The sequence below is a fragment of the Kitasatospora sp. NPDC088779 genome, from assembly GCF_040685395.1.
Classification (GTDB): Bacteria; Actinomycetota; Actinomycetes; order Streptomycetales; family Streptomycetaceae; genus Kitasatospora.
Map to the genome: position 1 here is coordinate 110750 of NZ_JBFBHW010000013.1, position 23126 is coordinate 133875.

Here is a 23126-nt window from a genome sequence, read left to right on the forward strand (position 1 = left end):
CACCTGCTCACCCGCCGACCCGCCTACGCGCCCATCGAGCGGACGGCTTCCCAGGCGTCGGCCCGCAGCGCCGTCCGGAGCCCTGCTCGCGCGTGACCGGCAGACGACAGCGACCGGGCCGCGGAACGCGACAGGCGCCGTAGCGGGCCTCTGGGGAGAGGCCGACTACGGCGCCTGTCGTACTGCTTCGTACACCGCACCCGCGTGGCGAACGCAGGCCGCGTGCGGTGCGAGTCTCTCGCGCCTCAGGGGTCCGGGTAGAGGGCCGGGTCCGTCCCGAGGCGGTGGGGGCCGAGGCCCCCGGGGCGTCAGGCCTGGGCGGCCGCGTTGACGCGCTTGGTGATGGCCGACTTCTTGTTGGCGGCCTGGTTGGCGTGGATGACGCCCTTGCTCACGGCCTTGTCCAGCGCCTTGGAGGCGGCGCGGGCCAGCACGGTGGCCTTCTCGGTCTCGCCGGCGGCAGCGGCCTCGCGGGCCTTGCGCAGGGCGGTCTTCAGCGAGGACTTGACGGCCTTGTTGCGCAGGCGCGCCTTCTCGTTGGTCTTGTTGCGCTTGATCTGGGACTTGATGTTCGCCACGAAGGAGCCTCAGTCTTGTCTAAAAGGATTGAACGGGCTGCACCGCGCGGCCGCCGGGCAGCTGAGAGGGCATGCCGGGGCCAGGTGCAGCAGCCCACGCTACCAGGGGCCGCCACCCGCCCCAAACCGGGCGCCCGGCCCCGCGGCCGGGTCGCCTGCGCGGTAGTGGGTCGCCTACGCACTGAGCACCGGCTCCCCGTAGTGCTCGACCTCCGGGAACGGCCGGTAGAAGCGGTGCAGCAGCTCCCGCCACCGCCGGTACTCGGCTGAGCCGCGGAAGCCCTCGGTGTGGTCCGCGAGCGTCTCCCATTCCACCTGGAGGAGGAATCGCGAGCCGCGTCCTTCGTCGAGGCAGCGGCGCAGTTGCAGGGAGCGGAAGCCCTGCTGGACGGCGATCAGGGGCCGGGCCTCGGCGAAGGCGGCGAGGAACTCGTCCTCCTGGCCGGGCAGGACGTCGAGCAGGGCGCTTTCGAGGATCACGGGGTGCCATCCTGCCGTCTGGCGCGGGCCCGGAGAAGGTCCGGGCGGACCGAACGGCGGCCCGCGCCGTGGTCGTGGGAGGATGGGAGGAACTATTTCGATCGGACGAGACTGTCCGGTCCCCGGGAAAACCGGTCAGCGATGACCAGGACACCCCCGGCCCCGGACCAACGGAGAATCGGACCAAGGTGCCCGCGACCCCCAGCAATGTGCCAGAGCCCAGCCGTACCGACCCGGCGCTGATCCGCAACTTCTGCATCATCGCCCACATCGACCACGGCAAGTCGACGCTCGCAGACCGGATGCTGCAGATCACGGGCGTCGTCGACCCGCGGCAGATGCGCGCCCAGTACCTCGACCGCATGGACATCGAGCGCGAGCGCGGCATCACCATCAAGTCGCAGGCGGTCCGCCTCCCGTGGGCGCCGAGGACCGGTCCGAATGCCGGGACGACGCACATCCTCAACATGATCGACACCCCCGGCCACGTGGACTTCACGTACGAGGTGTCCCGCTCCCTCGCGGCCTGCGAGGGCACCATCCTGGTGGTCGACGCGGCCCAGGGCATCGAGGCGCAGACCCTCGCCAACCTGTACCTGGCGCTGGAGAACGACCTCACGATCGTCCCGGTGCTGAACAAGATCGACCTGCCGGCCGCCCAGCCGGAGAAGTACGCGGCGGAGATCGCGCACATCATCGGCTGCGACCCCTCGGACGTGCTGCAGGTCAGCGCCAAGACCGGCCTCGGCGTCGAGGACCTGCTGGACCACATCGTCAACACCGTCCCGGCCCCGGTCGGCGTCAAGGACGCCCCGGCCCGCGCGATGATCTTCGACTCGGTGTACGACTCCTACCGCGGCGTGGTCACCTACGTGCGTGTCGTGGACGGACAGCTCACCAAGCGCGAGCGGATCGCGATGATGTCCACCGGCGCCACCCACGAGCTGCTGGAGATCGGCGTCATCTCGCCCGAGCCGAAGGTCGCCGACGGCCTGGGCGTCGGCGAGGTGGGCTACATCATCACCGGCGTGAAGGACGTCCGGCAGTCCAAGGTCGGTGACACCATCACCTCGATGCACAAGGGTGCGACCGAGGCGCTGGGCGGCTACAAGGACCCGCGCCCGATGGTGTTCTCCGGCCTGTACCCGCTGGACGGCTCGGACTACCCGCTGCTGCGCGACGCCCTGGACAAGCTGCGGCTGAACGACGCCGCGCTGGTGTACGAGCCGGAGACCTCGGTCGCGCTCGGCTTCGGCTACCGCTGCGGCTTCCTCGGCCTGCTGCACCTGGAGATCATCCGGGAGCGCCTGGAGCGCGAGTTCAACCTCGACCTGATCTCCACCGCCCCGAACGTGGTCTACCGGGTGATCATGGAGGACGGTACCGAGCACATCGTCACCAACCCGAGCGAGTTCCCGACCGGCAAGATCGCCGAGGTGTACGAGCCGGTCGTGCGCGGCACCATCCTGGCGCCCAACGAGTTCGTCGGCGCGATCATGGAGCTCTGCCAGTCCCGCCGCGGCAACCTCCAGGGCATGGACTACCTGTCCGAGGACCGGGTCGAGCTGCGCTACACCCTGCCGCTCGCCGAGATCGTCTTCGACTTCTTCGACCAGCTGAAGTCCAAGACCCGCGGCTACGCCTCGCTCGACTACGAGCCCATCGGCGAGCAGTCCGCCCAGCTGGTGAAGGTCGACATCCTGCTGCACGGCGACGCGGTGGACGCCTTCTCCGCGATCGTGCACAAGGACAAGGCCTACGGCTACGGCGTGATGATGGCGGGCAAGCTGCAGAAGCTGATCCCGCGCCAGCAGTTCGAGGTGCCGATCCAGGCGGCCATCGGCTCCCGGGTGATCGCCCGTGAGACGGTCCGCGCGATCCGCAAGGACGTCCTCGCCAAGTGCTACGGCGGTGACATCTCGCGCAAGCGCAAGCTGCTGGAGAAGCAGAAGGAGGGCAAGAAGCGGATGAAGATGGTCGGCCGCGTGGAGGTCCCGCAGGAGGCCTTCATCGCCGCGCTGTCCACCGACGCCGAGGCGCCGAAGGAAAAGAAGTAACCACAGGCGCGTGAGAGGGGCCCGGGCGGACAACCGCCCGGGCCCCTCCTCGTTCTCCCCACCCTCGTTCTCTCCGCCGGAGCGGGCCACCGCAGCGCACCACGGACGAGGAGCCGGGGCGGTTCGGGCCCGCCCCGGCTCGGCACCGGCGGTGTGCGACGGTCAGTCCACCTCGGCCACGGCCTCCGCGAACTGCGCCTGGTACAGCCGCGCGTAGGCGCCGTGCGCGGCGATCAGCTCGTCGTGCGAGCCCTGTTCGACGATCGAGCCGTTCTCCATCACCAGGATCACGTCGGCGTCCCGGATGGTGGAGAGCCGGTGCGCGATCACGAAGCTGGTGCGGCCGGTGCGCAGCCGGGCCATGGCCCGCTGGATCAGCACCTCGGTGCGGGTGTCGACGGAGCTGGTCGCCTCGTCCAGGACGAGGATCGACGGCTGGGCGAGGAACGCCCGGGCGATGGTGATCAGCTGCTTCTCGCCCGCGCTGACCCCGGCGCCGTCGTCGTCGATGACGGTGTCGTAGCCGTCCGGCAAGGTGCGCACGAAGCGGTCGACGTGGGCGGCCTTGGCGGCCTCGACGACCTGCTCGCGGGTGGCTCCCTGGGCGCCGTAGGCGATGTTGTCGGCGATGGTGCCGCCGAACAGCCAGGTGTCCTGGAGCACCATGCCGATGCCGGAGCGCAGTTCCTCGCGGGACATCGCGGAGACGTCGACCCCGTCGAGGGTGATCCGCCCGGAGCTGACCTCGTAGAACCGCATCAGGAGGTTGACCAGGGTGGTCTTGCCGGCGCCGGTGGGGCCGACGATGGCGACGGTCTGGCCGGGTTCGACCTTGAGCGAGAGGTCCTCGATGAGCGGCTTCTCGGGGTCGTAGCGGAAGGACACGTCCTGGAAAGCGACCCGGCCGTGGATGGTGTCGGGCCGCTCGGACACGGCCGGTTCGGGGGTCTGCTCGGGGGCGTCCAGCAGCTCGAAGACGCGCTCGGCGGAGGCGACCCCGGACTGCACCAGGTTGGCCATGCTGGCGACCTGGGTGAGCGGCTGGCTGAACTGCCGCGAGTACTGGATGAACGCCTGCACGTCGCCGATGGACAGCGCGCCGCTGGCCACCCGCAGGCCGCCGACGACCGCGACCAGCACGTACTGCAGGTTGCCGATCAGCATCATCGCGGGCTGGATGATCCCGGAGATGAACTGCGCCCGGAAGCTGGAGGTGTACAGCGCCTCGTTGTGCTCGCGGAAGGTCTCGGCGGACTCGCGCTGGCGGCCGAACACCTTGACCAGGGTGTGGCCGGTGTACATCTCCTCGATGTGCGCGTTGAGTTGGCCGGTGGACTTCCACTGCTGGACGAACTGGGGCTGCGCCCGCTTGCCGACCTTGGCGGCGACGGCCACCGACAGCGGCACCGAGATCAGGGCGATCGTCGCCAGCAGCGGGGAGATCCAGAACATCATCGCCAGCACGCCGATCACGGTGAGCAGCGAGTTGACGACCTGTCCCATGGTCTGCTGCATGGACTGGCTGATGTTGTCGATGTCGTTGGTGACCCGGCTGAGCACCTCGCCGCGCGGCTGCTTGTCGAAGTAACTGAGCGGCAGCCGGGCGAGTTTGGCCTCGACGTCCTGGCGCAGCCGGTAGCCGGCCCGCTGGATCGCCGCGGTGGCCAGCCGGCCCTGGACGATGCCGAACAGGGCGGAGGCGAGGTAGATGACCAGCACCCAGAGCAGCACGGTGCCGATGGCGCCGAAGTCCATGCCCTGGCCGGGGGTGAAGTCCACCGAGGAGAGCAGGCCGGCGACGCCGCCCTCGCCGTGGGCGCGCAGCCCCTCGACGATCTGCGCCTTGGAGGTGCCGGGTTCGAAGCGGGCGCCGACGACGCCGGCGAAGATCAGGTCGGTGGCGTTGCCGAGGACCTTGGGGCCGGTGACGGCGCAGCCGATGCTGAGCACGCCGAGGGCCAGCACGCCGGAGATCAGGTTGCGTTCGGGGCGCAGCAGGGCGAGCAGTCGCTTGCCGGAGCCCTTGAAGTCCATGGACTTCTCGGTGCCCTGGCCGCCCATGAAGCGGCCCGGTCCGGCGGGGCCGCGGCGGGCGGCGGCGGCCTGCGAGTCGCTGGGCAGTTCGTCGGCGGGGTCCGCGGCCTTGGTGTCCGGGTCGGGCTTTGCGGGGTCAGCGGCCTCGGGGTCCACGGTTCTGGTGTCCGTGGTCTCGGTGTCCGCGGTCCTGGTGTCCGCGTCGGGCTTGCCGGGGGTGGTCACGCCGCCTCCTGCTCGGTGAGCTGGGAGAGCACGATCTCCCGGTATGTCGGGTTGTCGGCCATCAGTTCGTGGTGGGTGCCGGTGCCGACGACCGCGCCTTCGTCGAGGACGATGATCCGGTCGGCGTCGCGGATGGTGGAGACGCGCTGGGCGACGATCAGCACGGTGGCGTCGGAGGTCTCGCGGGCGAGGGCCTTGCGCAGCCTGGCGTCGGTGGCGTAGTCGAGCGCCGAGAAGGAGTCGTCGAACAGGTAGACGTCGGGCTGGCGGACCAGGGCCCGGGCGATGGCCAGGCGCTGGCGCTGGCCGCCGGAGACGTTGCCGCCGCCCTGGGCGATCGGGGCGTCCAGGCCTTCGGTCAGTTCCGCGACGAAGTCCTTGGCCTGGGCGATCTCCAGGGCGTGCCAGAGTTCCTCGTCGGTGGCGTCGGGCCGGCCGTAGCGGAGGTTGCTGGCGACGGTGCCGGAGAACAGGTAGGGCTTCTGCGGGACGAGGCCGACGCTCTCGGCGATCGCCTCGGGGGCGAGTTCGCGCACGTCGACGCCGTCGAGCAGGACCTGGCCGGAGGTGGCGTCGAACAGCCGGGGCACGAGCCCGAGCAGGGTGGACTTGCCGCTGCCGGTGGAGCCGATGACGGCGGTGGTCTCGCCGGGGCGGGCGGTGATGGCGATGCCGCGCAGCACCGAGGCCTCGGCGCCGGGGTAGCGGAAGTCGACGTCGCGCAGTTCCAGGTTGCCGCGGCGCAGCACCTCGGTGATCGGCGCGGCGGGCGGGACGACGCTGGAGGAGGTGCCGAGGACCTCCTCGATGCGCTCGGCGCAGACCTCGGCGCGCGGCACCATCATGAACATGAAGGTGGCCATCATGACGCTCATGAGGATCTGCATCAGGTAGGAGAGGAAGGCGGTGAGCGCGCCGATCTGCATGCCGCCGTTGTCGATCCGGTGGGCGCCGAACCAGAGCACGGCGACGCTGGAGACGTTCACGACCAGCATCACGGCCGGGAACATGAACGACATCAGCCGGCCGACCTGGAGGGCGGTGTCGGTGAGGTCCCCGTTGGCCTTGGCGAAGCGGGCCTGCTCGTGGTCGTCCTTGACGAAGGCGCGGATGACCCGGATGCCGGTGATCTGCTCGCGCAGGACCCGGTTCACCGTGTCGATCCGGGTCTGCATGCTGCGGAACTTGGGGCGCAGCGAGCGGACGAGGAGGACGACGACGGCGCCGAGCAGCGGGATGACCGCGAGCAGCAGGCCGGACAGCGGCACGTCCTGGTTGAGGGCCATGATGATGCCGCCGACGCACATGATGGGGGCGGCCACCATGAGCGTGAAGCTCATCAGGGCCAGCATCTGGACCTGTTGGACGTCGTTGGTGGTGCGGGTGATCAGCGAGGGGGCGCCGAACTGGCCGACCTCGCGGGCGGAGAAGCTCTGCACCTGGTCGAAGACGGCGGCGCGGACGTCCCGGCCGAAGGCCATGGCGGTCTTGGAGCCGTAGTAGACGGCGCCGATCGAGCAGAGCGCCTGGACCAGGGTGATGCCGATCATCACCCCGCCCACCTGCAGGATGTAGCCGGTGTCGCCCTTGACCACGCCGTCGTCGATGATGTCGGCGTTGAGCGTCGGCAGGTAGAGCGCCGCCAGGGTGGACACCAGTTGGAGCCCCACGAGCAGCGCGATCGGTCGGGAGTACGGGCGCAGGTACGCCCTGAGAAGTCTGATCAGCACTGGCACACTCTTGTCGTCGACGGGTGGATTCGCATCCCGATTCTCGTTCTTTGGTGGACTCGTACAGGCGATTCACGAGTTGTGGATCGCAGGTTTGCCCAGTCCTTTGCCGAACCGTACGGCGGGCCCGATTGCACGGGTTCACCGGGGCGCGGGCGGAGTCGTCGTCGGGCACCGGCGGCGCGGCGGTGTGCCGGCCGGGCCCCGCCCTCTTACGGAATGACCGGTTTCCCCCTAGGCTGCTGATTGCCCCCTTGTTACTCGCCGGTATCGCCCGGGTTGACCGGGGGCCCGGCGGCCGCCCCCCACGGGCGCCGAGACCATCCCTCAGACGGCCACCCGCCCCCGGAGGTCCTCGTTGAGTTCCGCGCAGTCCCTGATCGACTCCGGCAGTGCCGACTTGGTCGCCGGGCGTCCCGCCTCCGTCGCCCACCTCTTCCTGGAGCGGGTCGCCGCCACCCCGAACGCCGAGGCCTACCGCTACCCGGCCCCGGTCGACGAGCACGCCGCGGACAGCGCCCCCGGCGCCGAGCAGTGGCGCTCGCTCACCTGGGCGCAGACCGCGGCCCGGGTCAAGGCGGTGGCCGCCGGCCTGATGGCGCTCGGCATCCAGCCGGAGGACCGGGTGGCCCTCGCCTCCTCCACCCGGCTCGAATGGATCATCGCCGACCTCGGGAACATGTGCGCGGGTGCCGCCACGACGACCGTCTATCCCAGCACCAACGCCGATGAGACCGCGTTCATCCTCTCCAACTCCGGTTCCAGGGCGCTGTTCGCGGAGAACTCCGCCCAACTCGCCAAGGCCGTCGGCCAGCTCGGACAGCTGCCCGAGCTGCGGACCGTCATCCTCTTCGACGCCCCCGAGGCCGACGCCCCCGAGGCCGACGCCCCCGAGGCCGACGCCCCACAGGCCAGTACCCCCGGGGCCGACGGCCTGAACGCCCTCACGGTGCTCACCCTCGCCGAGCTGGAGCAGCGCGGCGCCGAGTACCTGGAGCAGCACCCGGACGCGGTCGAGAAGGCCGTCGCCGCGCTCGACAAGGAACAGCTGGCCACCCTCATCTACACCTCCGGCACCACCGGCCGCCCCAAGGGCGTGCGCCTGGTGCACGACTGCTGGGCGTACGAGGCCCGGGCCCAGGAGGCCAGCGGACTGCTGCGCTCCGACGACGTCCAGTTCATGTGGCTGCCGCTGTCGCACGTGTTCGGCAAGACGCTGATCTCCGGCCAGATCGCCACCGGCCACGTGATGGCCGTGGACGGCCGGGTCGACCGGATCATCCACAACCTGCCGGTCATCCGGCCGACCGTGATGGCCTCGGCGCCGCGCATCTTCGAGAAGGTCTACAACGGCATCGCCGGCCGGGCCCGGGCCGAGGGCGGCGCCAAGTACAAGATCTTCCGGTGGGCCGCCAAGGTCGCCCGCGAGCACGCCCGCGCCGTCCAGGAGAGCCGGATCGCCACCGGCGCCGGCACCGCCCCGCTGGGCCTCAGGCTGCAGCACGGCCTGGCCGACAAGCTGGTCTACGCCAAGATCCGCGCGGCCTTCGGCGGCCGGCTGCGCGGCGCCGTCTCCGGCAGCGCCGCGCTCGCGCCCGAGATCGGCTACTTCTTCCTCGGCGCCGGCGTGCCGATCCTGGAGGGCTACGGCCTCAGCGAGACCAGTGCCGGCTCCTGCGTCAACCGTGAGGAGGACGTCCGGATCGGCACCGTGGGCCGCCCGCTGCCCGGCACCGAGGTCCGGATCGCCGAGGACGGCGAGATCCTGCTGCGCGGCCCCGGCGTCATGCGCGGCTACCACGACCTGCCCGAGAAGACCGCCGAGGTGCTGGAGGCCGACGGCTGGTTCCACACCGAGGACATCGGCGAGCTCGGCCCCGACGGCTTCCTGCGGATCACCGACCGCAAGAAGGACCTGTTCAAGACCTCCGGCGGCAAGTACGTCGCGCCCAGCGAGGTCGAGGGCAGGTTCAAGGCGGTCTGCCCGTTCGTCAGCAACATCCTCGTGATCGGCAACGGCCGCAACTTCTGCACCGCGCTGATCGGCCTGGACGAGGCGGTCATCATGCCGTGGGCCGCCGCGCACGGGCTGAAGGACAAGTCCTACGCCGAGGTGGTCGCCGACCCGCAGGTGCACCAGCTGATCGAGGGCTTCGTCAAGCGGCTCAACGCCGACCTCCAGCGCTGGCAGACGATCAAGAAGTTCCACCTGCTGCCACGCGACCTCGACATCGAGCACGGCGAGCTCACCCCGAGCCTGAAGATCAAGCGCCCGGTGGTCGAGCGGACCTACGCGGACGCCGTCACCGCGATGTACGCGGGCGCCAACGAGGCCTGATCGGCCCCGACCCCGTACGGCTCACCGGTTCGGGTGAGCCGTACGGGACAATGGGGTCATGCCCTCCGCACTCCCCGACGGTGAACCGGTGCCGTCCGACGGTTCCCTGCCCGCATCCGCCCGCACCGGTCTCGGGCAGCGGCCGTTCGGCTTCTACCTGCACGTGCCCTACTGCGCCAGCCGCTGCGGCTACTGCGACTTCAACACCTACACCGCGACCGAGCTGCGCTCCTCCGGGGCCGTCGCCTCCCAGGAGACCTACGCGGACAACGTGGTCGCCGAGATCCGGCTGGCCCGCCAGGTCCTCGGCCAGGTCGACCTGCCGGTCCAGACCGTCTTCCTCGGCGGCGGCACCCCCACCCTGCTGCCCGCTCGCGACCTGGTGAAGATGCTCGCCGCGCTGCGCGAGGAGTTCGGGCTCGCCGAGGGCGCCGAGGTCACCACCGAGGCCAACCCGGAGTCCGTCGACCCGGCCTACCTGGCCGAACTGCGCGAGGGCGGCTACAACCGGGTCTCCTTCGGCATGCAGAGCGCCCGCCCGCACGTCCTGAAGCTGCTCGACCGCCACCACACCCCGGGCCGCCCCGAGGCCTGCGTCGCCGAGGCCCGCGCCGCCGGCTTCGACCACGTCAACCTGGACCTCATCTACGGCACCCCCGGCGAGTCCGACGACGACTGGCGCGCCTCCCTGGACGCCGCCATCGGCGCCGGGCCCGACCACGTCTCGGCGTACTCCCTGATCGTCGAGGACGGCACCAAGCTCGCCGCCCGGGTCAAGCGCGGCGAACTGCCGATGATCGACGACGACGTGCACGCCGACCGCTACCTCATCGCCGAACAGGCCCTCAGCGCCGCCGGCTACACCTGGTACGAGGTCTCCAACTGGGCCACCACCCCGGAGGGCCGCTGCCGCCACAACGAGCTGTACTGGACCGGCGCCGACTGGTGGGGCGCCGGCCCGGGCGCGCACAGCCACGTCGGCGGCGTCCGCTGGTGGAACGCCAAGCACCCCGCCGCCTACGCCCAGGCCCTCGCCGAGGGCCGCACCCCGGCCCTGGGCCGCGAGGTGCTCGCCGAGGAGGACCGCCGGGTCGAGCGCATCCTGCTGGAACTGCGCCTCGCCGAGGGCATCCCGCTCACCCTCCTCACCGACACCGGCCGTCACGCCGCCGCCCGCCACCTCGCCGACGGCCTCCTCGCCGCCGAGCCGTACGCCCAGGGCCGCGCCGTCCTCACCCTCCAGGGCCGGCTGCTCGCCGACGCGGTCGTACGTGACCTGGTGGACTGACATTCGTTAACGTGGGTGTCAGCCGTCGGAGGGAGCGTGCGATGACCGCCATCGATGATCGGATGACCGGGATCTTCGAGAACCTGGAGGTGCCGGAGGGCATCAAGGCCGAACTCATCAGGGGGGAAATCGTGATGATGGCGGGGCCTGACATGGTCCACAATCTCATCGTCCTGGCGATTCAGCACCAGCTTCCGTACGGTCGGTGGCGTCCACTCACGACCCAGGACCTGGGGATCCCCGGCCAGGCGAGCGAACCCCAGCCCGACCTGGTCGTCTTCGAACGCGGGGCGGTCCAGGAGCACGGACGACTGCTGCCGTCGCCCGCCGTCACCCTGGTGGTCGAGGTGGTGTCGAAGACCAGTGTCGATCGTGATTACCGGACCAAGCGGGAGCTCTACGCCGAGGGCTCCGTCCCCGCGTACCTGATCGTGGACCCGATCAAGGGGGTCTGCGTGCTGCTGACCGAGTTGGGTAGGGATCCCGGGTCCGGCCTCCCGAGGTACATGTCCGAGCGGACCAGCAAGTTCGGCGAGCCCGTCCCCGTCAGCCTGCTTGAGATCGATCTGGACACCACGGACTTTCAGCAGTACGTCTGATCGGCCTCACTCCGGAACCGTCACGAAGTCGATCAACTCCTCGACCTTGCCCAGCAGTTCCGGCTCCAGGTCCTTGTAGCTGTCCACCGTGGAGAGGATCCGCTTCCAGGCGGCGGGGGTGTTCACCGGCCAGCCGAGGCGGCGGCAGACGCCCTCCTTCCACTCCTCGCCGCGCGGGACGGCGGGCCAGCCGGCGATGCCGACGGAGGCGGGCTTCACGGCCTGCCAGATGTCGATGTAGGGGTGGCCGACGACCAGGACGGCGTCGCCGGTGACCTGGGCGGCGATGCGCTGCTCCTTGGTGCCGGGGAGCAGGTGGTCGACCAGGACGCCGAGGCGCCGCCCCGGGCCGGGGGCGAAGTCGGCGACGATCGCGGGCAGGTCGTCCACGCCCTCCAGGTACTCGACGACCACGCCCTCGATCCGCAGGTCGTCGCCCCAGACCCGCTCGACCAGTTCGGCGTCGTGCCGGCCCTCGACGTAGATCCGCGACTCGCGGGCGACCCGGGCCCGGGCGCCGGGGACGGCGACGGAGCCGGAGGCGGTGCGGCCCGGCGTACGGGAGGGGGCGGGGCCGGCCGGGCGCACCAGGGTGACCGTCCGGCCCTCCAGCAGGAAGCCGCGCGGCACCAGCGGGAACACCCGGAGCTTGCCGAAGCGGTCCTCCAGGGTGACGGTGAAGCCCTCGGCGGTCTTCTCGCAGCGCACCACCGCGCCGCAGAAGCCGGTGGCGGCCTCCTCCACCACCAGGTCCCGTTCGGCGGTCACCTCCGGGGCGGGTTGCTGCTTCTTCCACGGCGGGGTCAGGTCGGGTCCGTACTGGCGGCTGCGCATGAAAGCGACTATACGGACGGACCGTCAGAGGCCCGGCGCGCCCCAGACCGGGAACCAGCGGCTGAGGTCCTTCTCCAGCCGCAGGTCGTTCCCGAGCATCGCGTTGACCTGGAGCTCCAGCGGGCTGTTGCGCCGCTCCCCGCCGCCGGGCATCGGGGCGAAGGGGTAGAAGGTGCCGCGCTTGTAGAGGTAGACCAGGGCCAGCGACTGCCCGTCCGGGTTGCGGAAGCCGACCAGCGAGCAGAGCAGCTGCGGCCCGAAGCCGTTCGCCTCCAGCTCGCTGTTGACCGCGTGCAGGTCGTTGACCAGGTCCGGCAGTTCCTCGGGGGTGTGCCGGGCGAGCAGCCAGGAGTAGCCGTAGCCGTCCTTGGAGGCCTCCACCGGGACGCCGCCGCGCTCGGTGTCGGCGTCGAGCAGCGCCCGCACCTGCTGTTCGACCTGACCGAAGGCCGCGCCCTCGACGGCGGCGAAGCAGACCGAGCCGAGCCCGGTGGGGGTGAACCCGGCCCCGGCCTCCAGGGTGAGGGCGGCGGACGGGACGCCGAACAGCTGGTCGAGGTCGGGCTTGACGGGCTTGGTGCGCCCGAACAGGGTGTCCAGGATTCCCACGGCGGTCCTTTCGGAGGAGGGAGTCGGGAGGGCGGCAGGGGGGCGGGGCCTCAGCGGCCGAGCTGCTCGGAGATCTTCGCCAGCTGCTCCAGGCGCTTCTCCAGCGTCGGGTGGGTGGAGAACAGCTGCGAGGCGGTCTCCCGGGCGCTCAGCGCGGGGGCGAAGTAGAAGGCGTTGTAGGGCTGCGCCTGGCGCAGGTCCTTGCTGGGGATGGCGGCGATCTGGCCGGTGACCTTGGTGAGCGCGGAGGCGAGGGCGCTGGGCCGGCCGGTGAGCTGGGCGGCGGCGCGGTCGGCGGCGAGTTCCCGGTAGCGGGACAGGAGCCGGGTGAGCAGGAAGCTGATGGCGTAGACGACCATCGACACCAGCGGGATGATCAGGGCGACGATGGCCGCGTTCTGGTCGTTGTTGTTGCGGTTGCCGCCCATGAACCCGCCGTACATGGCGATCCGGGTCATGGCCCCGGCGAGGACGCCGAGGAAGCCGGCGATGGTCATCACCGCGACGTCCCGGTGGGCGACGTGGGACAGCTCGTGGGCGAGGACGCCCTCCAGTTCCTCGGGCTCCAGCCGTCGCAGCAGGCCGGTGGTGACGCACACCACGGCGTTCTGCGGGTTGCGGCCGGTGGCGAAGGCGTTCGGCATGTCGTTGTCGGCGACCGCCACCCGGGGTTTGGGCATGTCGGCCAGCGCGCAGAGCCGGTCGATGGTGCCGTGCAGTTGCGGGTACTGCTCAGGGGTCACCTGGTGGGCGCCCATCGCCCGTTCGGTGATCTTGTCGCTGAACCAGAACTGGGCCACGAACAGCCCGCCGGAGATCAGGACGATCAGTGGCCAGGCGCCGCGCAGCAGCACGATCAGCAGACCGGTGAAACCGACGTACAGCAGCCCGATCACGAACATCGTCACGACCATGCGGCCGGTCAGACCGCGGTCGGGCGCGAAACGGGTGTGCTGGCCCGAGCTCGACATTGCTTGCTCCTCCATTCGCCGTCGTCTTCGATGCTGCCACCCGGACGGCCCCGCGGCACCACCCCCGCGCCGGGAACTGCGGGCAGGATCACTCCGGCCGGGCCGTTCCTGCCGTTGGGCCCGGGCCTTACACTGGCAGGTACGGTTTTGGCACTCGCAGGTTCAGAGTGCCAAAGCGGGTGCCGGAGCCGGGATCCTCCCGGAGCGGGCAGCAGCATGCGTGACACGAACGGACAACGTGCGAAGACGGAGGTGTGTGCCCCATGGCCGGTGAGGTTCGCCAGCTGGACGACCGCAAGCTCGCCGTGCTCCGCGCGATCGTCCAGGACTACGTGGGCACCGAGGAGCCGGTCGGCTCCAAGGCCCTGGTGGAGCGGCACAACCTCGGAGTCTCCCCGGCGACCGTCCGCAACGACATGGCGGCGCTGGAGGAGGAGGGCTACATCCACCAGCCGCACACCAGCGCCGGGCGCATCCCCACCGACAAGGGGTACCGCCTGTTCGTCGACAAGCTCGCCGAGGTCAAGCCGATGAGCGCCCCCGAGCGCCGGGCGATCCGGCACTTCCTGGACGGCGCCGTCGACCTGGACGACGTGGTCATGCGGACGGTGCGGCTGCTCGCCCAGCTCACCCGGCAGGTCGCGGTGGTGCAGTACCCCTCGCTGTCGCGGTCCACCGTCCGGCACATCGAGCTGGTGGCGCTGGCCCCGACCAAGGTGATGCTGGTCCTGATCACCAACACCGGCCGGGTCGAGCAGCGGATGGTCGACTGCCCGGGCCCGGTCGGCGAGACGGTCCTGGCGGACCTGCGGGCCCGGATCAACGCGCGGGCCGTCGGCCAGCGGCTGCCGGACGTGCCGGGGTTCCTGGAGGAGCTCCCGGCGGGTTTCGAGCCGCCGGACCGCCCGACCGTCAGCACGGTCCTGGCGACGCTGTTCGAAGCGCTCGCCGAGCAGAACGAGGAGCGGATCATGCTGGCCGGCACGGCCAACCTGACCCGCTTCGGGCACGACTTCCCCCTGACCATCCAGCCGGTGCTGGAAGCCCTGGAGGAGCAGGTCGTCCTGCTCCGCCTCCTGGGTGAGACGGCGGACGCCGCGATGACGGTCCGGATCGGGCGGGAGATCGCCTACGAGGGGCTGAATTCCACCTCGGTGGTGTCGGTCGGTTACGGTTCGGGCGACGAGAGCGTGGCCAAACTGGGTGTGATCGGTCCGACCCGGATGGACTATCCGGGCACAATGGGGGCGGTGCGTGCGGTGGCGCGGTACGTGGGCCAGATCCTGGCCGAGTCGTAGCACAGGCCGCCGTCGGAACCTCTGACGGCGGTGTCCAGTCGCAGCACTACTACAGGCGGAACAAGCGGAGCATTTGGTGGCCACGGACTACTACGCGGTACTCGGCGTCCGACGGGATGCGGGGCAGGACGAGATCAAGAAGGCCTTCCGGCGCCTGGCACGCGAACTGCACCCGGACGTCAACCCGGACCCGAAGACGCAGGAGCGGTTCAAGGAGATCAACGCCGCTTACGAGGTGCTCTCCGACCCGCAGAAGCGCCAGGTCTACGACCTCGGAGGTGACCCGCTCTCGCCGGGCGGCGGGGGCGCGGGCGGCTTCGGCGCGGGGGCGGCCGGCTTCGGCTTCTCCGACATCATGGACGCCTTCTTCGGCGCCGCGGCCGGCCAGCGCGGCCCGCGCTCGCGCACCCGCCGCGGCCAGGACGCCATGATCCGGCTGGAGATCACCCTGGAGGAGGCCGCCTTCGGCACCACCAAGGAACTCCAGGTCGACACCGCCGTCACCTGCACCACGTGCAGCGGCGAGGGCGCGGCCCCCGGCACCTCCGCGCAGACCTGCGACATGTGTCGCGGCAGGGGCGAGGTCTCCCAGGTCACCCGGTCGTTCCTGGGCCAGGTCATGACCTCCCGTCCCTGCCCGCAGTGCCAGGGCTTCGGCACCGTCGTGCCGACCCCGTGCCCGGAGTGCGCCGGCGACGGCAGGGTCCGCGCCCGGCGCACCCTGACCGTCAAGATCCCGGCCGGTGTCGACAACGGCACCCGGATCCAGCTGGCCGGCGAGGGCGAGGTCGGCCCCGGCGGCGGCCCGGCCGGCGACCTGTACGTCGAGATCGCCGAGACCACCCACACCGTCTTCCAGCGGCGCGGGGACGACCTGCACTGCACCGTCACCATCCCGATGACGGCCGCGTCCCTCGGCACCCAGGTGCCGCTGCAGACCCTGGACGGGCTGGAGGAGGTCGACATCCGGCCCGGCACCCAGTCCGGCCAGTCGATCCCGCTGCACGGCCGCGGCATCACGCACCTGCGCGGCGGCGGCCGGGGCGACCTGATAGTGCATGTCGAGGTGCAGACGCCCACCAAGCTCGACCCCGAGCAGGAGGAGCTGCTGCGCCGGCTCGCGGTGCTGCGCGGCGAGGAGCGGCCGTCCGGCCAGTTCGCGCCGGGCCAGCAGGGCCTGTTCTCGCGCCTCAAGGACGCGTTCAACGGCCGCTAGGCCCTAGGCCGGGGCCGCTACTGGGCCCTGGCCGTCCGCGCGGGGGTGCCGGGTTCTGCCCGGCGCCCCTTTCGCGTTCCCGATCCGCCCCACCCCCGGAGGTTCCCCGCATGACCGCCCCCGTCTTCGTCGTCGAGACCGAGCGGATCGCCGCCGCCGCGCCCGGCTCCGTGGTGCGCCTCGACGGGCCGGAGGGGCGGCACGCGGCCGCGGTGAGGCGGCTGGCGGCGGGCGAGGCGGTGACCCTCGCCGACGGGCTGGGCCTCGGGGTGGACGGGACGGTCGCCGCGGTGCTCGGCAAGGACGCGATCGACGTCACGGTGGCCGCCGTCCGCCGGGAGCCCGAGCCGGCGCCGCGGATCGTCGTCGTCCAGGCGCTGCCCAAGGGCGACCGCGGCGAGCTCGCGGTGGAGACCATGACCGAGGTCGGCGTGGACGTGATCGTCCCGTGGGCCGCCTCGCGCTGCATCACGCAGTGGAAGGGCGACCGGGGCGCCAAGGCACTCGCCAAGTGGCGGGCCACCGCCCGGGAGGCCGGCAAGCAGTCCCGCCGGCTGCGCTTCCCCGAGGTGCGCGAGCCGGCGACCACCCGGCAGCTGGCGCCGCTGCTGGCCGGGGCCGCGTTCGCCGCCGTGCTGCACGAGGAGGGCGCCGAGCCGCTGGCGCTGGCCGCGCTGCCCGCGGCCGGGGACGTGGTGCTGGTGGTCGGCCCGGAGGGCGGGGTCTCCCCGGAGGAGCTGGCCGCGTTCGCCGAGGCGGGTGCCGGGCCGTACCGGCTGGGCCCCTCGGTGCTGCGCACCTCCACCGCCGGGGTGGCCGCCGGCGCCCTGCTGCTGGGGCGCACCGGCCGCTGGTCGTAGCCGGCCCGCCCGTGCGGTCGGAGTCTGCCCGAACCGGCCCGCGCCGTGCGCGCACGTGCCTACGCTGACCGCGTGACGGAACCCCTGAGCACCTCCGCGGGCGCCTACCTGCGCCACCCCCATCTGCACGGTGACCTGGTCACCTTCGTCGCCGAGGACGACGTCTGGCTGGCCCCGCTGGACGGTGGCCGGGCCTGGCGGCTGACGGCCGATCACGTGCCCGTCCGGCACCCCCGGTTCGCCCCCGACGGGCGGCACATCGCCTTCACCTCCACCCGGGACGGCGCGCCCGAGGTGCACGTGGTGCCGGTGGACGGCGGGCCGTCCCGGCGGCTCACCCACTGGGGCAGCGAGCAGACCGAGGTGCGGGGCTGGACGGCCGACGGGCGCCCGATCGCCCTCACCACCGCCGGCGAGGCGACCCTGCGCCGCAGCTGGGCGCACGCCGTGCCGCTGGACGGCGGCGAGTCGGTGCGGCTGCCGTACGGGCCGGTCGGCGGGCTCGCCTTCGAGCCGGGCGGCGACCGCGTGCTGCTGGGCACCGTCAACAACCGCGAGCCGGCCTGGTGGAAGCGCTACCGGGGCGGCCGGGCGGGCAAGTTGTGGATCGGGCGGGACGCATTCGTCCGCGTCCACGAGGAGTTGGACGGCCAGCTCGACTCGCCGCTGTGGGTGGGGGACCGGATCGCCTTCCTCTCCGACCACGAGGGCGTCGGCGAGCTCTACTCCAGCCTCCCGGACGGCTCCGACCTGCGCCGCCACACCACCGACCCGGACGGCTTCTACGCCCGCAACGCCGGCACCGACGGCACCCGGACGGTGTTCCACCGGGCCGGCGACGTCTGGCTGCTGGACGACCTGGCGGGAGCCGCGCCCCGCCGCCTCGACATCCGGCTGGCCGGCCCGCGCAGCGGCCGTCGCCCCCGCCCGGTGCACGCCGCGCACTGGCTGGAGTCCGCCGCCCCCGACCGCACCGGCCGGGCCGGCGCCGTGGTGGTGCGCGGCGACGTGCACTGGCTGACCCACCGCGAGGGCCCGGCCCGGGTGCTGGACGAGACCCCGGGGGTGCGCGGGCGGCTGGCCCGGGTGGTGCCGGGCGAGGACGGCGCCCAGGGCGTGCTGTGGGTGTCCGACGCCGAGGGCGAGGACGCCCTGGAGTTCGCCCCCGACGCGCAGGGCGCCGAGCGCCGCCGGCTGGCCGCCGGGCGGATCGGCCGGGTCAACTCCCTGGCGGTGTCCCCGGACGGCAAGCAGGCCGCGCTCGGCGTGCACGACGGCCGGGTCCTGCTGGTCGCGCTCGCCGACGGCACCGTGCACGAGCTGGACCGCAGCGCCGACGGCGAGGTCAGTGGGCTGGCCTTCAGCCCGGACTCGGCCTGGCTGGCCTGGTCGCGGCCGGTGCACCGGCTGGGCCCGTACTCGCTGCGCCAGATCGTGCTGGCCGACCTGGTGGCCCGGACGGTCGGCGAGGTCACCCAGGAGCGCTTCATCGACACCTCGCCGGCCTTCACCGCGGACGGCCGCTACCTGGCGTTCCTGTCGGTGCGCAACCTCGACCCGGTCTACGACTCGCACGTCTTCGACCTGTCGTTCCCCAACGGCTGCCGCCCGTACCTGATCACGCTGGCCGCCGACACGCCGTCCCCGTTCGGGCCGCAGCGGGCCGGGCGCCCGCTCGGCGGGGAGGAGGACGAGCTGCGCGGCAGGAGGGCGGACGGCGAGGAGGCCGCCGGCGACGCCGCGCCGGTGACCAGGGTCGACCTGGACGGCATTGCGGACCGGATCGTCCCGTTCCCGGTCGAGGGCGGCCGGTTCGACGCGCTCAGGGCGGCCAAGGACGGCGTGCTGTGGACCCGCGCCCCGCTGCTCGGCGAACTCGGCGACGAGGCGGCCTCGCCCGAGGACGAGCGGCCCCGGCCGGTGCTGGAGCGCTTCGACCTGAAGAAGCGCCGCGTCGAGCAACTGGTGCACGGCGTGGACGGCTTCGCGGTCAGCGGGGACGGCACCCGGGTGGCCGTGCTGGACGGGGGCGAGCTGCGGATCGTCCCGGCCGAGCACAAGGCGGGTGGTGAGGACGACGAGGTGGGCGTCGACCTGGCCCGGCTGCGGGTCACCGTCGACCCGGCCGCCGAGTGGCGGCAGATGTACGCCGAGAACGGCCGCCTGATGCGCGACAACTTCTGGCGCCCCGACCTCGGCGGCGTCGACTGGGCCGGCGTGCTGGACCGCTACCGGCCGCTCGTGGAACGCCTCGGCTCGCACGACGACCTGGTCGACCTGCTCTGGGAGGTGCACGGCGAGCTCGGCACCTCGCACGCCTACGTCATCCCGTACGGCCGGTACACCGAGCCGGCCCGGCGCCAGGGCCTGCTCGGCGCGGACCTCGCCAAGGACGGCGACCGGTGGCGGATCGCCCGCATCCTGCCCGGCGAGTCCTCCGACCCCCGGGCCCGCTCGCCGCTGGCCGCGCCCGGCGCCGCGATCCGCCCGGGCGACGCGGTCCTCGCCGTCAACGGCCGCCCGGTGGACCCGGTCACCGGCCCGGCCCCGCTGCTGGCCGGCACCGCCGGGCAGCCGGTCGAGCTGACCGTGGCCGGCAAGGACGGCACCGACCGGCGCCACCCGGTGGTCGTCCCGATCGCCGACGAGGAGCCGCTGCGCTACCACGACTGGGTGGCCGGGCGGCGGGCCGCGGTGCGCGAGCTGTCCGGCGGCCGGCTCGGCTACCTGCACATCCCCGACATGCAGTCGGCCGGCTGGGCCCAGATCCACCGCGACCTGGCCGTGGAACTGGCCAGGGACGGCGTGATCGTCGACGTCCGGGAGAACCGCGGCGGCCACACCTCGCAGCTGGTGATCGAGAAGCTCGCCCGCCGGATCGTCGGCTGGAACGCCATCCGGGACACCGACCACCCGGTGCCCTACCCCCTCGACGCCCCGCGCGGGCCGGTCGTCGCGCTCGCCAACGAGTTCTCCGGCTCGGACGGCGACGTCGTCAACGCCGTCATCCAGACGCTCGGCATCGGCCCGGTGGTCGGCACCCGCACCTGGGGCGGGGTGATCGGCATCGACAGCCGCTACCACCTGGTCGACGGCACCCTGGTCACCCAGCCCAAGTACGCGTACTGGCTGGAGAACTACGGCTGGGGCGTGGAGAACCACGGCGTCGACCCGGACGTCGAGGTGCCGATGGCCCCGCACCAGTGGGCCGCCGGCGAGGACCCGCAGCTGGCCGAGGGCGTCCGGATCGCCCTCGCCGCGCTCGCCGCGGCCCCGCCCCGCACGGCCCCGCCGATGCCCTGGGCGTAGGGCGCGCCCCCGCCGCCCCGGCGGGCGGGAGAGCAGCCGAACGGGAGGTCGGCCCGGCCGACTTCCCGCTAGGCTGCGCCCGTACGGCCCCAGACCAGACACGAACCGAGGAGAAGCCGATGGCCGGCGAGCCGCAACCCGACTGCCTGTTCTGCAAGATCGTTGCGGGCGAGATCCCGGCGACCGTGGTGCGCAAGACCGAGCGCGTCCTCGCCTTCCGCGACATCGCCCCCAAGGCGCCGCTGCACGTCCTGGTCATCCCGCACGTCCACTACCCGAACGCCGCCGCGCTGGCCGCCGCCGAGCCGGAGATCGCCGGTGAACTCCTCGCCGAGGCGGGCGCGGTGGCCAGGGACGAGGGCATCGAGGACTACCGGCTGATCTTCAACACCGGCGCCGGCGCCGGCCAGACGATCTTCCACGCCCACGTCCACGTGCTCGGCGGCAAGCCGATGACCGAGAACATGGTCTGACCTACGTGTCACAGCGCGAACTCGTCGTCCTCGGCACCGCCAGCCAGGTGCCCACCCGGCACCGCAACCACAACGGCTACCTGCTCCGCTGGGACGGCGAGGGCCTGCTGTTCGACCCCGGCGAGGGCACCCAGCGGCAGATGCTGCTGGCCGGCGTCTCGGCCACCCAGATCACCCGGATCGCCGTGACGCACTTCCACGGCGACCACTGCCTGGGCCTCGCCGGGGTGATCCAGCGGATCAACCTGGACCGCGTCCCCCACCCGGTGGACGTCTACTTCCCGGCCTCCGGCGAGGTCTACTTCGAGCGGCTGCGGCACGCCACCGCCTACCACGAGACGGCCGTCCTGCGGCCCCGGCCGATCGACGAGCCGGGCCCGCTGCCCACGCCCGGTGCCCGCTTCGCGCTGGACGCCGTGCGGCTGTCGCACCCCGTGGAGTCCTTCGGCTACCGGCTGTCCGAGCCGGACGGCCGCCGCCTGGTGCCCGAACGCCTCGCCGCGCTGGGCGTCTTCGGCCCCGCGGTCGGCCGCCTCCAGCACGAGGGGGCGATCGAGGCGGACGGCCGGCGGGTCACCCTGGAGGAGGTCAGCGAGCCCCGGCCGGGCCAGCGCTTCGCCTTCGTGATGGACACCCGGCTCTGCGACGGCGTGTACGAACTCGCCGAGGGCGCCGACCTGTTGGTCGCCGAGTCGACCTTCGCCGACGCCGACGCCCGGCTCGCCGAGGAACACGGCCACCTCACCGCCGGGCAGGCCGCCAAGGCCGCCGCCGAGGCCGGTGTGCGCACCCTGGTGCTGACCCACTTCTCCCAGCGCTACCCGGACCTCGGCCAGCACCTGGCCGACGCCCGCAAACACTTCGACGGCGAGCTGGTGATCGCCGCCGACCTCACCCGGGTGCCCGTCCCCGTCCGGCGCCAGCCGTGAACCCGGCCCGCACCCCGTGAAAAGCGCTCGCGCCGCCCCCCGATCTGCCGCAGCATCGTCGGGTGCGGCCCCGCCGCCCGCCGCGGCGACCACGTGCGCGGCGTACCCTGGTGCCCCGGAGAGACCGATCGGCACACGACACCACGGATGGGATGAGGCAGGCCCAGCGCCGACCTATGAGTGACACATCGCAGACCCGTACGAACGGACAGTCGCGCCCCGAACCGGCCGACGACGGTCGCGTCAGCGCCCGGATCGTCATCCCCGAGAAGCACCCGATGGTCACCCTGCTCGGCACGGCGGACTCGCTGCTGCGCGTGATCGAGCAGGGCTTCCCCGCCGCCGACATCCACGTCCGCGGCAACGAGGTGACCGCCACCGGAGCGCGCGCCGAGGTCGCCCTCGTGCAGCGGCTCTTCACCGAGATGATGCTGGTGCTGCGCACCGGCCAGCCCTTGACGGAGGATTCCGTGGAGCGCTCCATCGCCATGCTCCGCGGTGCCGCGGAGGACCCGGACAGCCCGGCGCCGTCCAAGGTGTTCACCGCGAACATCCTGTCCAACCGGGGCCGCACGATCCGCCCCAAGACCCTCAACCAGCAGCGCTACGTCGATGCGATCGACAAGCACACGATCGTCTTCGGCCTCGGCCCGGCCGGCACCGGCAAGACCTACCTCGCGATGGCCAAGGCCGTCCAGGCCCTCCAGGCCAAGGAGGTCAACCGGATCATCCTGACCCGCCCGGCCGTCGAGGCGGGGGAGCGGCTGGGCTTCCTGCCCGGCACCCTCTACGAGAAGATCGACCCGTACCTGCGCCCGCTGTACGACGCGCTGCACGACATGATGGACCCGGACTCCATCCCGCGCCTGATGGCGGCCGGCACCATCGAGGTCGCGCCGCTGGCGTACATGCGCGGCCGCACTCTCAACGACGCCTTCATCATCCTGGACGAGGCCCAGAACACCTCGCCCGAGCAGATGAAGATGTTCCTCACCCGCCTCGGTTTCAACTCCCGGGTGGTGGTCACCGGCGACACCAGCCAGATCGACCTCCCGGGCGGCACCCGCAGCGGCCTCAAGGTCGTCCAGGACATCCTGGCCGACGTGCCCGACATCCACTTCTCCGTCCTCACCAGCACCGACGTGGTCCGCCACAAGCTGGTCGGCCGGATCGTGGACGCCTACGAACGCTGGGACGCCAAGCAGGAGGCCGAGGAGAACTCCTCGCCCGCCCGCAAGCCGGCCCAGCGGCGCGGCTCCCGCGCACCCCGTCAGTCCCATCGCACCGAAAGCTGAGTA

General features: G+C 72.1%; 18 protein-coding genes. 11 read left to right on the top strand and 7 right to left on the bottom strand.

The window, feature by feature from the left end; all coding sequences use genetic code 11:
• Window positions 1-308: 308 nt before the first annotated feature.
• Both rpsT and AB0P03_RS15025 read right to left on the bottom strand, forming a co-directional pair.
• Window positions 309-578, bottom strand: a complete 270-nt coding sequence (rpsT, locus tag AB0P03_RS15020) for a 30S ribosomal protein S20 (protein ID WP_270147017.1) — start codon at window positions 576-578, stop codon at window positions 309-311.
• Window positions 579-752: 174 nt separating this feature from the next.
• A complete protein-coding gene (locus tag AB0P03_RS15025; protein ID WP_363588270.1) occupies window positions 753-1058 on the bottom strand; it encodes an antibiotic biosynthesis monooxygenase in 306 nt (101 codons plus the stop codon).
• Window positions 1059-1246: 188 nt separating this feature from the next.
• Here AB0P03_RS15025 and lepA point away from each other — a divergent pair, with 188 nt between their 5' ends.
• Entirely contained in the window at window positions 1247-3115 is a 1869-nt protein-coding gene (gene lepA, locus AB0P03_RS15030; protein WP_363588268.1) for a translation elongation factor 4, read from the top strand.
• A 162-nt stretch (window positions 3116-3277) separates the two neighbouring features.
• Here lepA and AB0P03_RS15035 read toward each other — a convergent pair whose 3' ends face one another.
• Both AB0P03_RS15035 and AB0P03_RS15040 read right to left on the bottom strand, forming a co-directional pair.
• Window positions 3278-5176 (bottom strand): ABC transporter ATP-binding protein, encoded by a 1899-nt coding sequence (locus tag AB0P03_RS15035; RefSeq protein WP_363588280.1) that lies wholly within the window; start codon window positions 5174-5176, stop codon window positions 3278-3280.
• A 194-nt stretch (window positions 5177-5370) separates the two neighbouring features.
• Window positions 5371-7104, bottom strand: coding sequence for an ABC transporter ATP-binding protein (locus tag AB0P03_RS15040; RefSeq protein WP_363629205.1), 1734 nt, complete (start codon window positions 7102-7104; stop codon window positions 5371-5373).
• A gap of 358 nt (window positions 7105-7462) precedes the next feature.
• Between AB0P03_RS15040 and AB0P03_RS15045 the strand changes: the two genes are divergently transcribed.
• Genes AB0P03_RS15045 through AB0P03_RS15055 form a run of 3 tightly spaced genes read left to right on the top strand, consistent with a single transcriptional unit; the run spans window position 7463 to window position 11329 of the window.
• A complete protein-coding gene (locus AB0P03_RS15045; protein WP_363629207.1) occupies window positions 7463-9442 on the top strand; it encodes a long-chain fatty acid--CoA ligase in 1980 nt (659 codons plus the stop codon).
• 58 nt (window positions 9443-9500) lie between these two features.
• Complete coding sequence (gene hemW / locus AB0P03_RS15050) at window positions 9501-10730, top strand: radical SAM family heme chaperone HemW (RefSeq protein ID WP_363588262.1); 1230 nt, start codon at window positions 9501-9503, stop codon at window positions 10728-10730.
• Between the two features lie 41 nt (window positions 10731-10771).
• Window positions 10772-11329, top strand: a complete 558-nt coding sequence (locus tag AB0P03_RS15055) for a Uma2 family endonuclease (RefSeq protein WP_363588260.1) — start codon at window positions 10772-10774, stop codon at window positions 11327-11329.
• 6 nt (window positions 11330-11335) lie between these two features.
• On the opposite strand, the gene AB0P03_RS15060 is transcribed toward AB0P03_RS15055, so the two are convergent.
• From AB0P03_RS15060 to htpX, 3 genes are read right to left on the bottom strand one after another with little or no spacing between them, the layout of a single operon-like run.
• Entirely contained in the window at window positions 11336-12163 is an 828-nt protein-coding gene (locus tag AB0P03_RS15060; RefSeq protein ID WP_363629209.1) for a DUF3097 domain-containing protein, read from the bottom strand.
• A 24-nt stretch (window positions 12164-12187) separates the two neighbouring features.
• On the bottom strand, window positions 12188-12772 hold the full coding sequence (locus tag AB0P03_RS15065; protein ID WP_363588256.1) for a hypothetical protein: 585 nt from the start codon (window positions 12770-12772) through the stop codon (window positions 12188-12190).
• Window positions 12773-12822: 50 nt separating this feature from the next.
• Complete coding sequence (gene htpX / locus AB0P03_RS15070) at window positions 12823-13743, bottom strand: zinc metalloprotease HtpX (RefSeq protein WP_363588254.1); 921 nt, start codon at window positions 13741-13743, stop codon at window positions 12823-12825.
• A 263-nt stretch (window positions 13744-14006) separates the two neighbouring features.
• Between htpX and hrcA the strand changes: the two genes are divergently transcribed.
• From hrcA to AB0P03_RS15105, 7 genes are all read left to right on the top strand, one after another.
• Window positions 14007-15041 carry a heat-inducible transcriptional repressor HrcA gene (hrcA, locus tag AB0P03_RS15075; RefSeq protein ID WP_063347523.1) on the top strand — a complete coding sequence of 345 codons (1035 nt, stop codon included), beginning with the start codon at window positions 14007-14009 and terminating at the stop codon, window positions 15039-15041.
• Between the two features lie 76 nt (window positions 15042-15117).
• Complete coding sequence (gene dnaJ, locus AB0P03_RS15080) at window positions 15118-16257, top strand: molecular chaperone DnaJ (RefSeq protein WP_350878218.1); 1140 nt, start codon at window positions 15118-15120, stop codon at window positions 16255-16257.
• A 110-nt stretch (window positions 16258-16367) separates the two neighbouring features.
• The gene (locus AB0P03_RS15085) at window positions 16368-17117 is read left to right on the top strand and encodes a 16S rRNA (uracil(1498)-N(3))-methyltransferase (RefSeq protein WP_363588252.1); all 750 of its coding nucleotides are present in this window, start codon (window positions 16368-16370) and stop codon (window positions 17115-17117) included.
• Between the two features lie 72 nt (window positions 17118-17189).
• The gene (locus AB0P03_RS15090) at window positions 17190-20426 is read left to right on the top strand and encodes a PDZ domain-containing protein (protein ID WP_363629211.1); all 3237 of its coding nucleotides are present in this window, start codon (window positions 17190-17192) and stop codon (window positions 20424-20426) included.
• Window positions 20427-20545: 119 nt separating this feature from the next.
• Window positions 20546-20899, top strand: a complete 354-nt coding sequence (locus AB0P03_RS15095; RefSeq protein ID WP_363588248.1) for a histidine triad nucleotide-binding protein — start codon at window positions 20546-20548, stop codon at window positions 20897-20899.
• A gap of 5 nt (window positions 20900-20904) precedes the next feature.
• Complete coding sequence (locus tag AB0P03_RS15100) at window positions 20905-21828, top strand: ribonuclease Z (RefSeq protein ID WP_363629213.1); 924 nt, start codon at window positions 20905-20907, stop codon at window positions 21826-21828.
• Window positions 21829-22106: 278 nt separating this feature from the next.
• On the top strand, window positions 22107-23123 hold the full coding sequence (locus AB0P03_RS15105; RefSeq protein ID WP_363629280.1) for a PhoH family protein: 1017 nt from the start codon (window positions 22107-22109) through the stop codon (window positions 23121-23123).
• Window positions 23124-23126 lie beyond the last annotated feature (3 nt).

What these genes read in the sequence shown, in the direction of transcription:
- AB0P03_RS15035 (WP_363588280.1), bottom strand. Translation starts at nt 5,176, where the DNA reads ATGGGCGGCCAGGGCACCGAGAAGTCCATGGACTTCAAGGGCTCCGGC.
- hemW (WP_363588262.1), top strand. Translation starts at nt 9,501, where the DNA reads ATGCCCTCCGCACTCCCCGACGGTGAACCGGTGCCGTCCGACGGTTCC.
- AB0P03_RS15055 (WP_363588260.1), top strand. Translation starts at nt 10,772, where the DNA reads ATGACCGCCATCGATGATCGGATGACCGGGATCTTCGAGAACCTGGAG.
- AB0P03_RS15060 (WP_363629209.1), bottom strand. Translation starts at nt 12,163, where the DNA reads ATGCGCAGCCGCCAGTACGGACCCGACCTGACCCCGCCGTGGAAGAAG.
- htpX (WP_363588254.1), bottom strand. Translation starts at nt 13,743, where the DNA reads ATGTCGAGCTCGGGCCAGCACACCCGTTTCGCGCCCGACCGCGGTCTG.
- hrcA (WP_063347523.1), top strand. Translation starts at nt 14,007, where the DNA reads ATGGCCGGTGAGGTTCGCCAGCTGGACGACCGCAAGCTCGCCGTGCTC.
- AB0P03_RS15085 (WP_363588252.1), top strand. Translation starts at nt 16,368, where the DNA reads ATGACCGCCCCCGTCTTCGTCGTCGAGACCGAGCGGATCGCCGCCGCC.
- AB0P03_RS15095 (WP_363588248.1), top strand. Translation starts at nt 20,546, where the DNA reads ATGGCCGGCGAGCCGCAACCCGACTGCCTGTTCTGCAAGATCGTTGCG.
- AB0P03_RS15105 (WP_363629280.1), top strand. Translation starts at nt 22,107, where the DNA reads ATGGTCACCCTGCTCGGCACGGCGGACTCGCTGCTGCGCGTGATCGAG.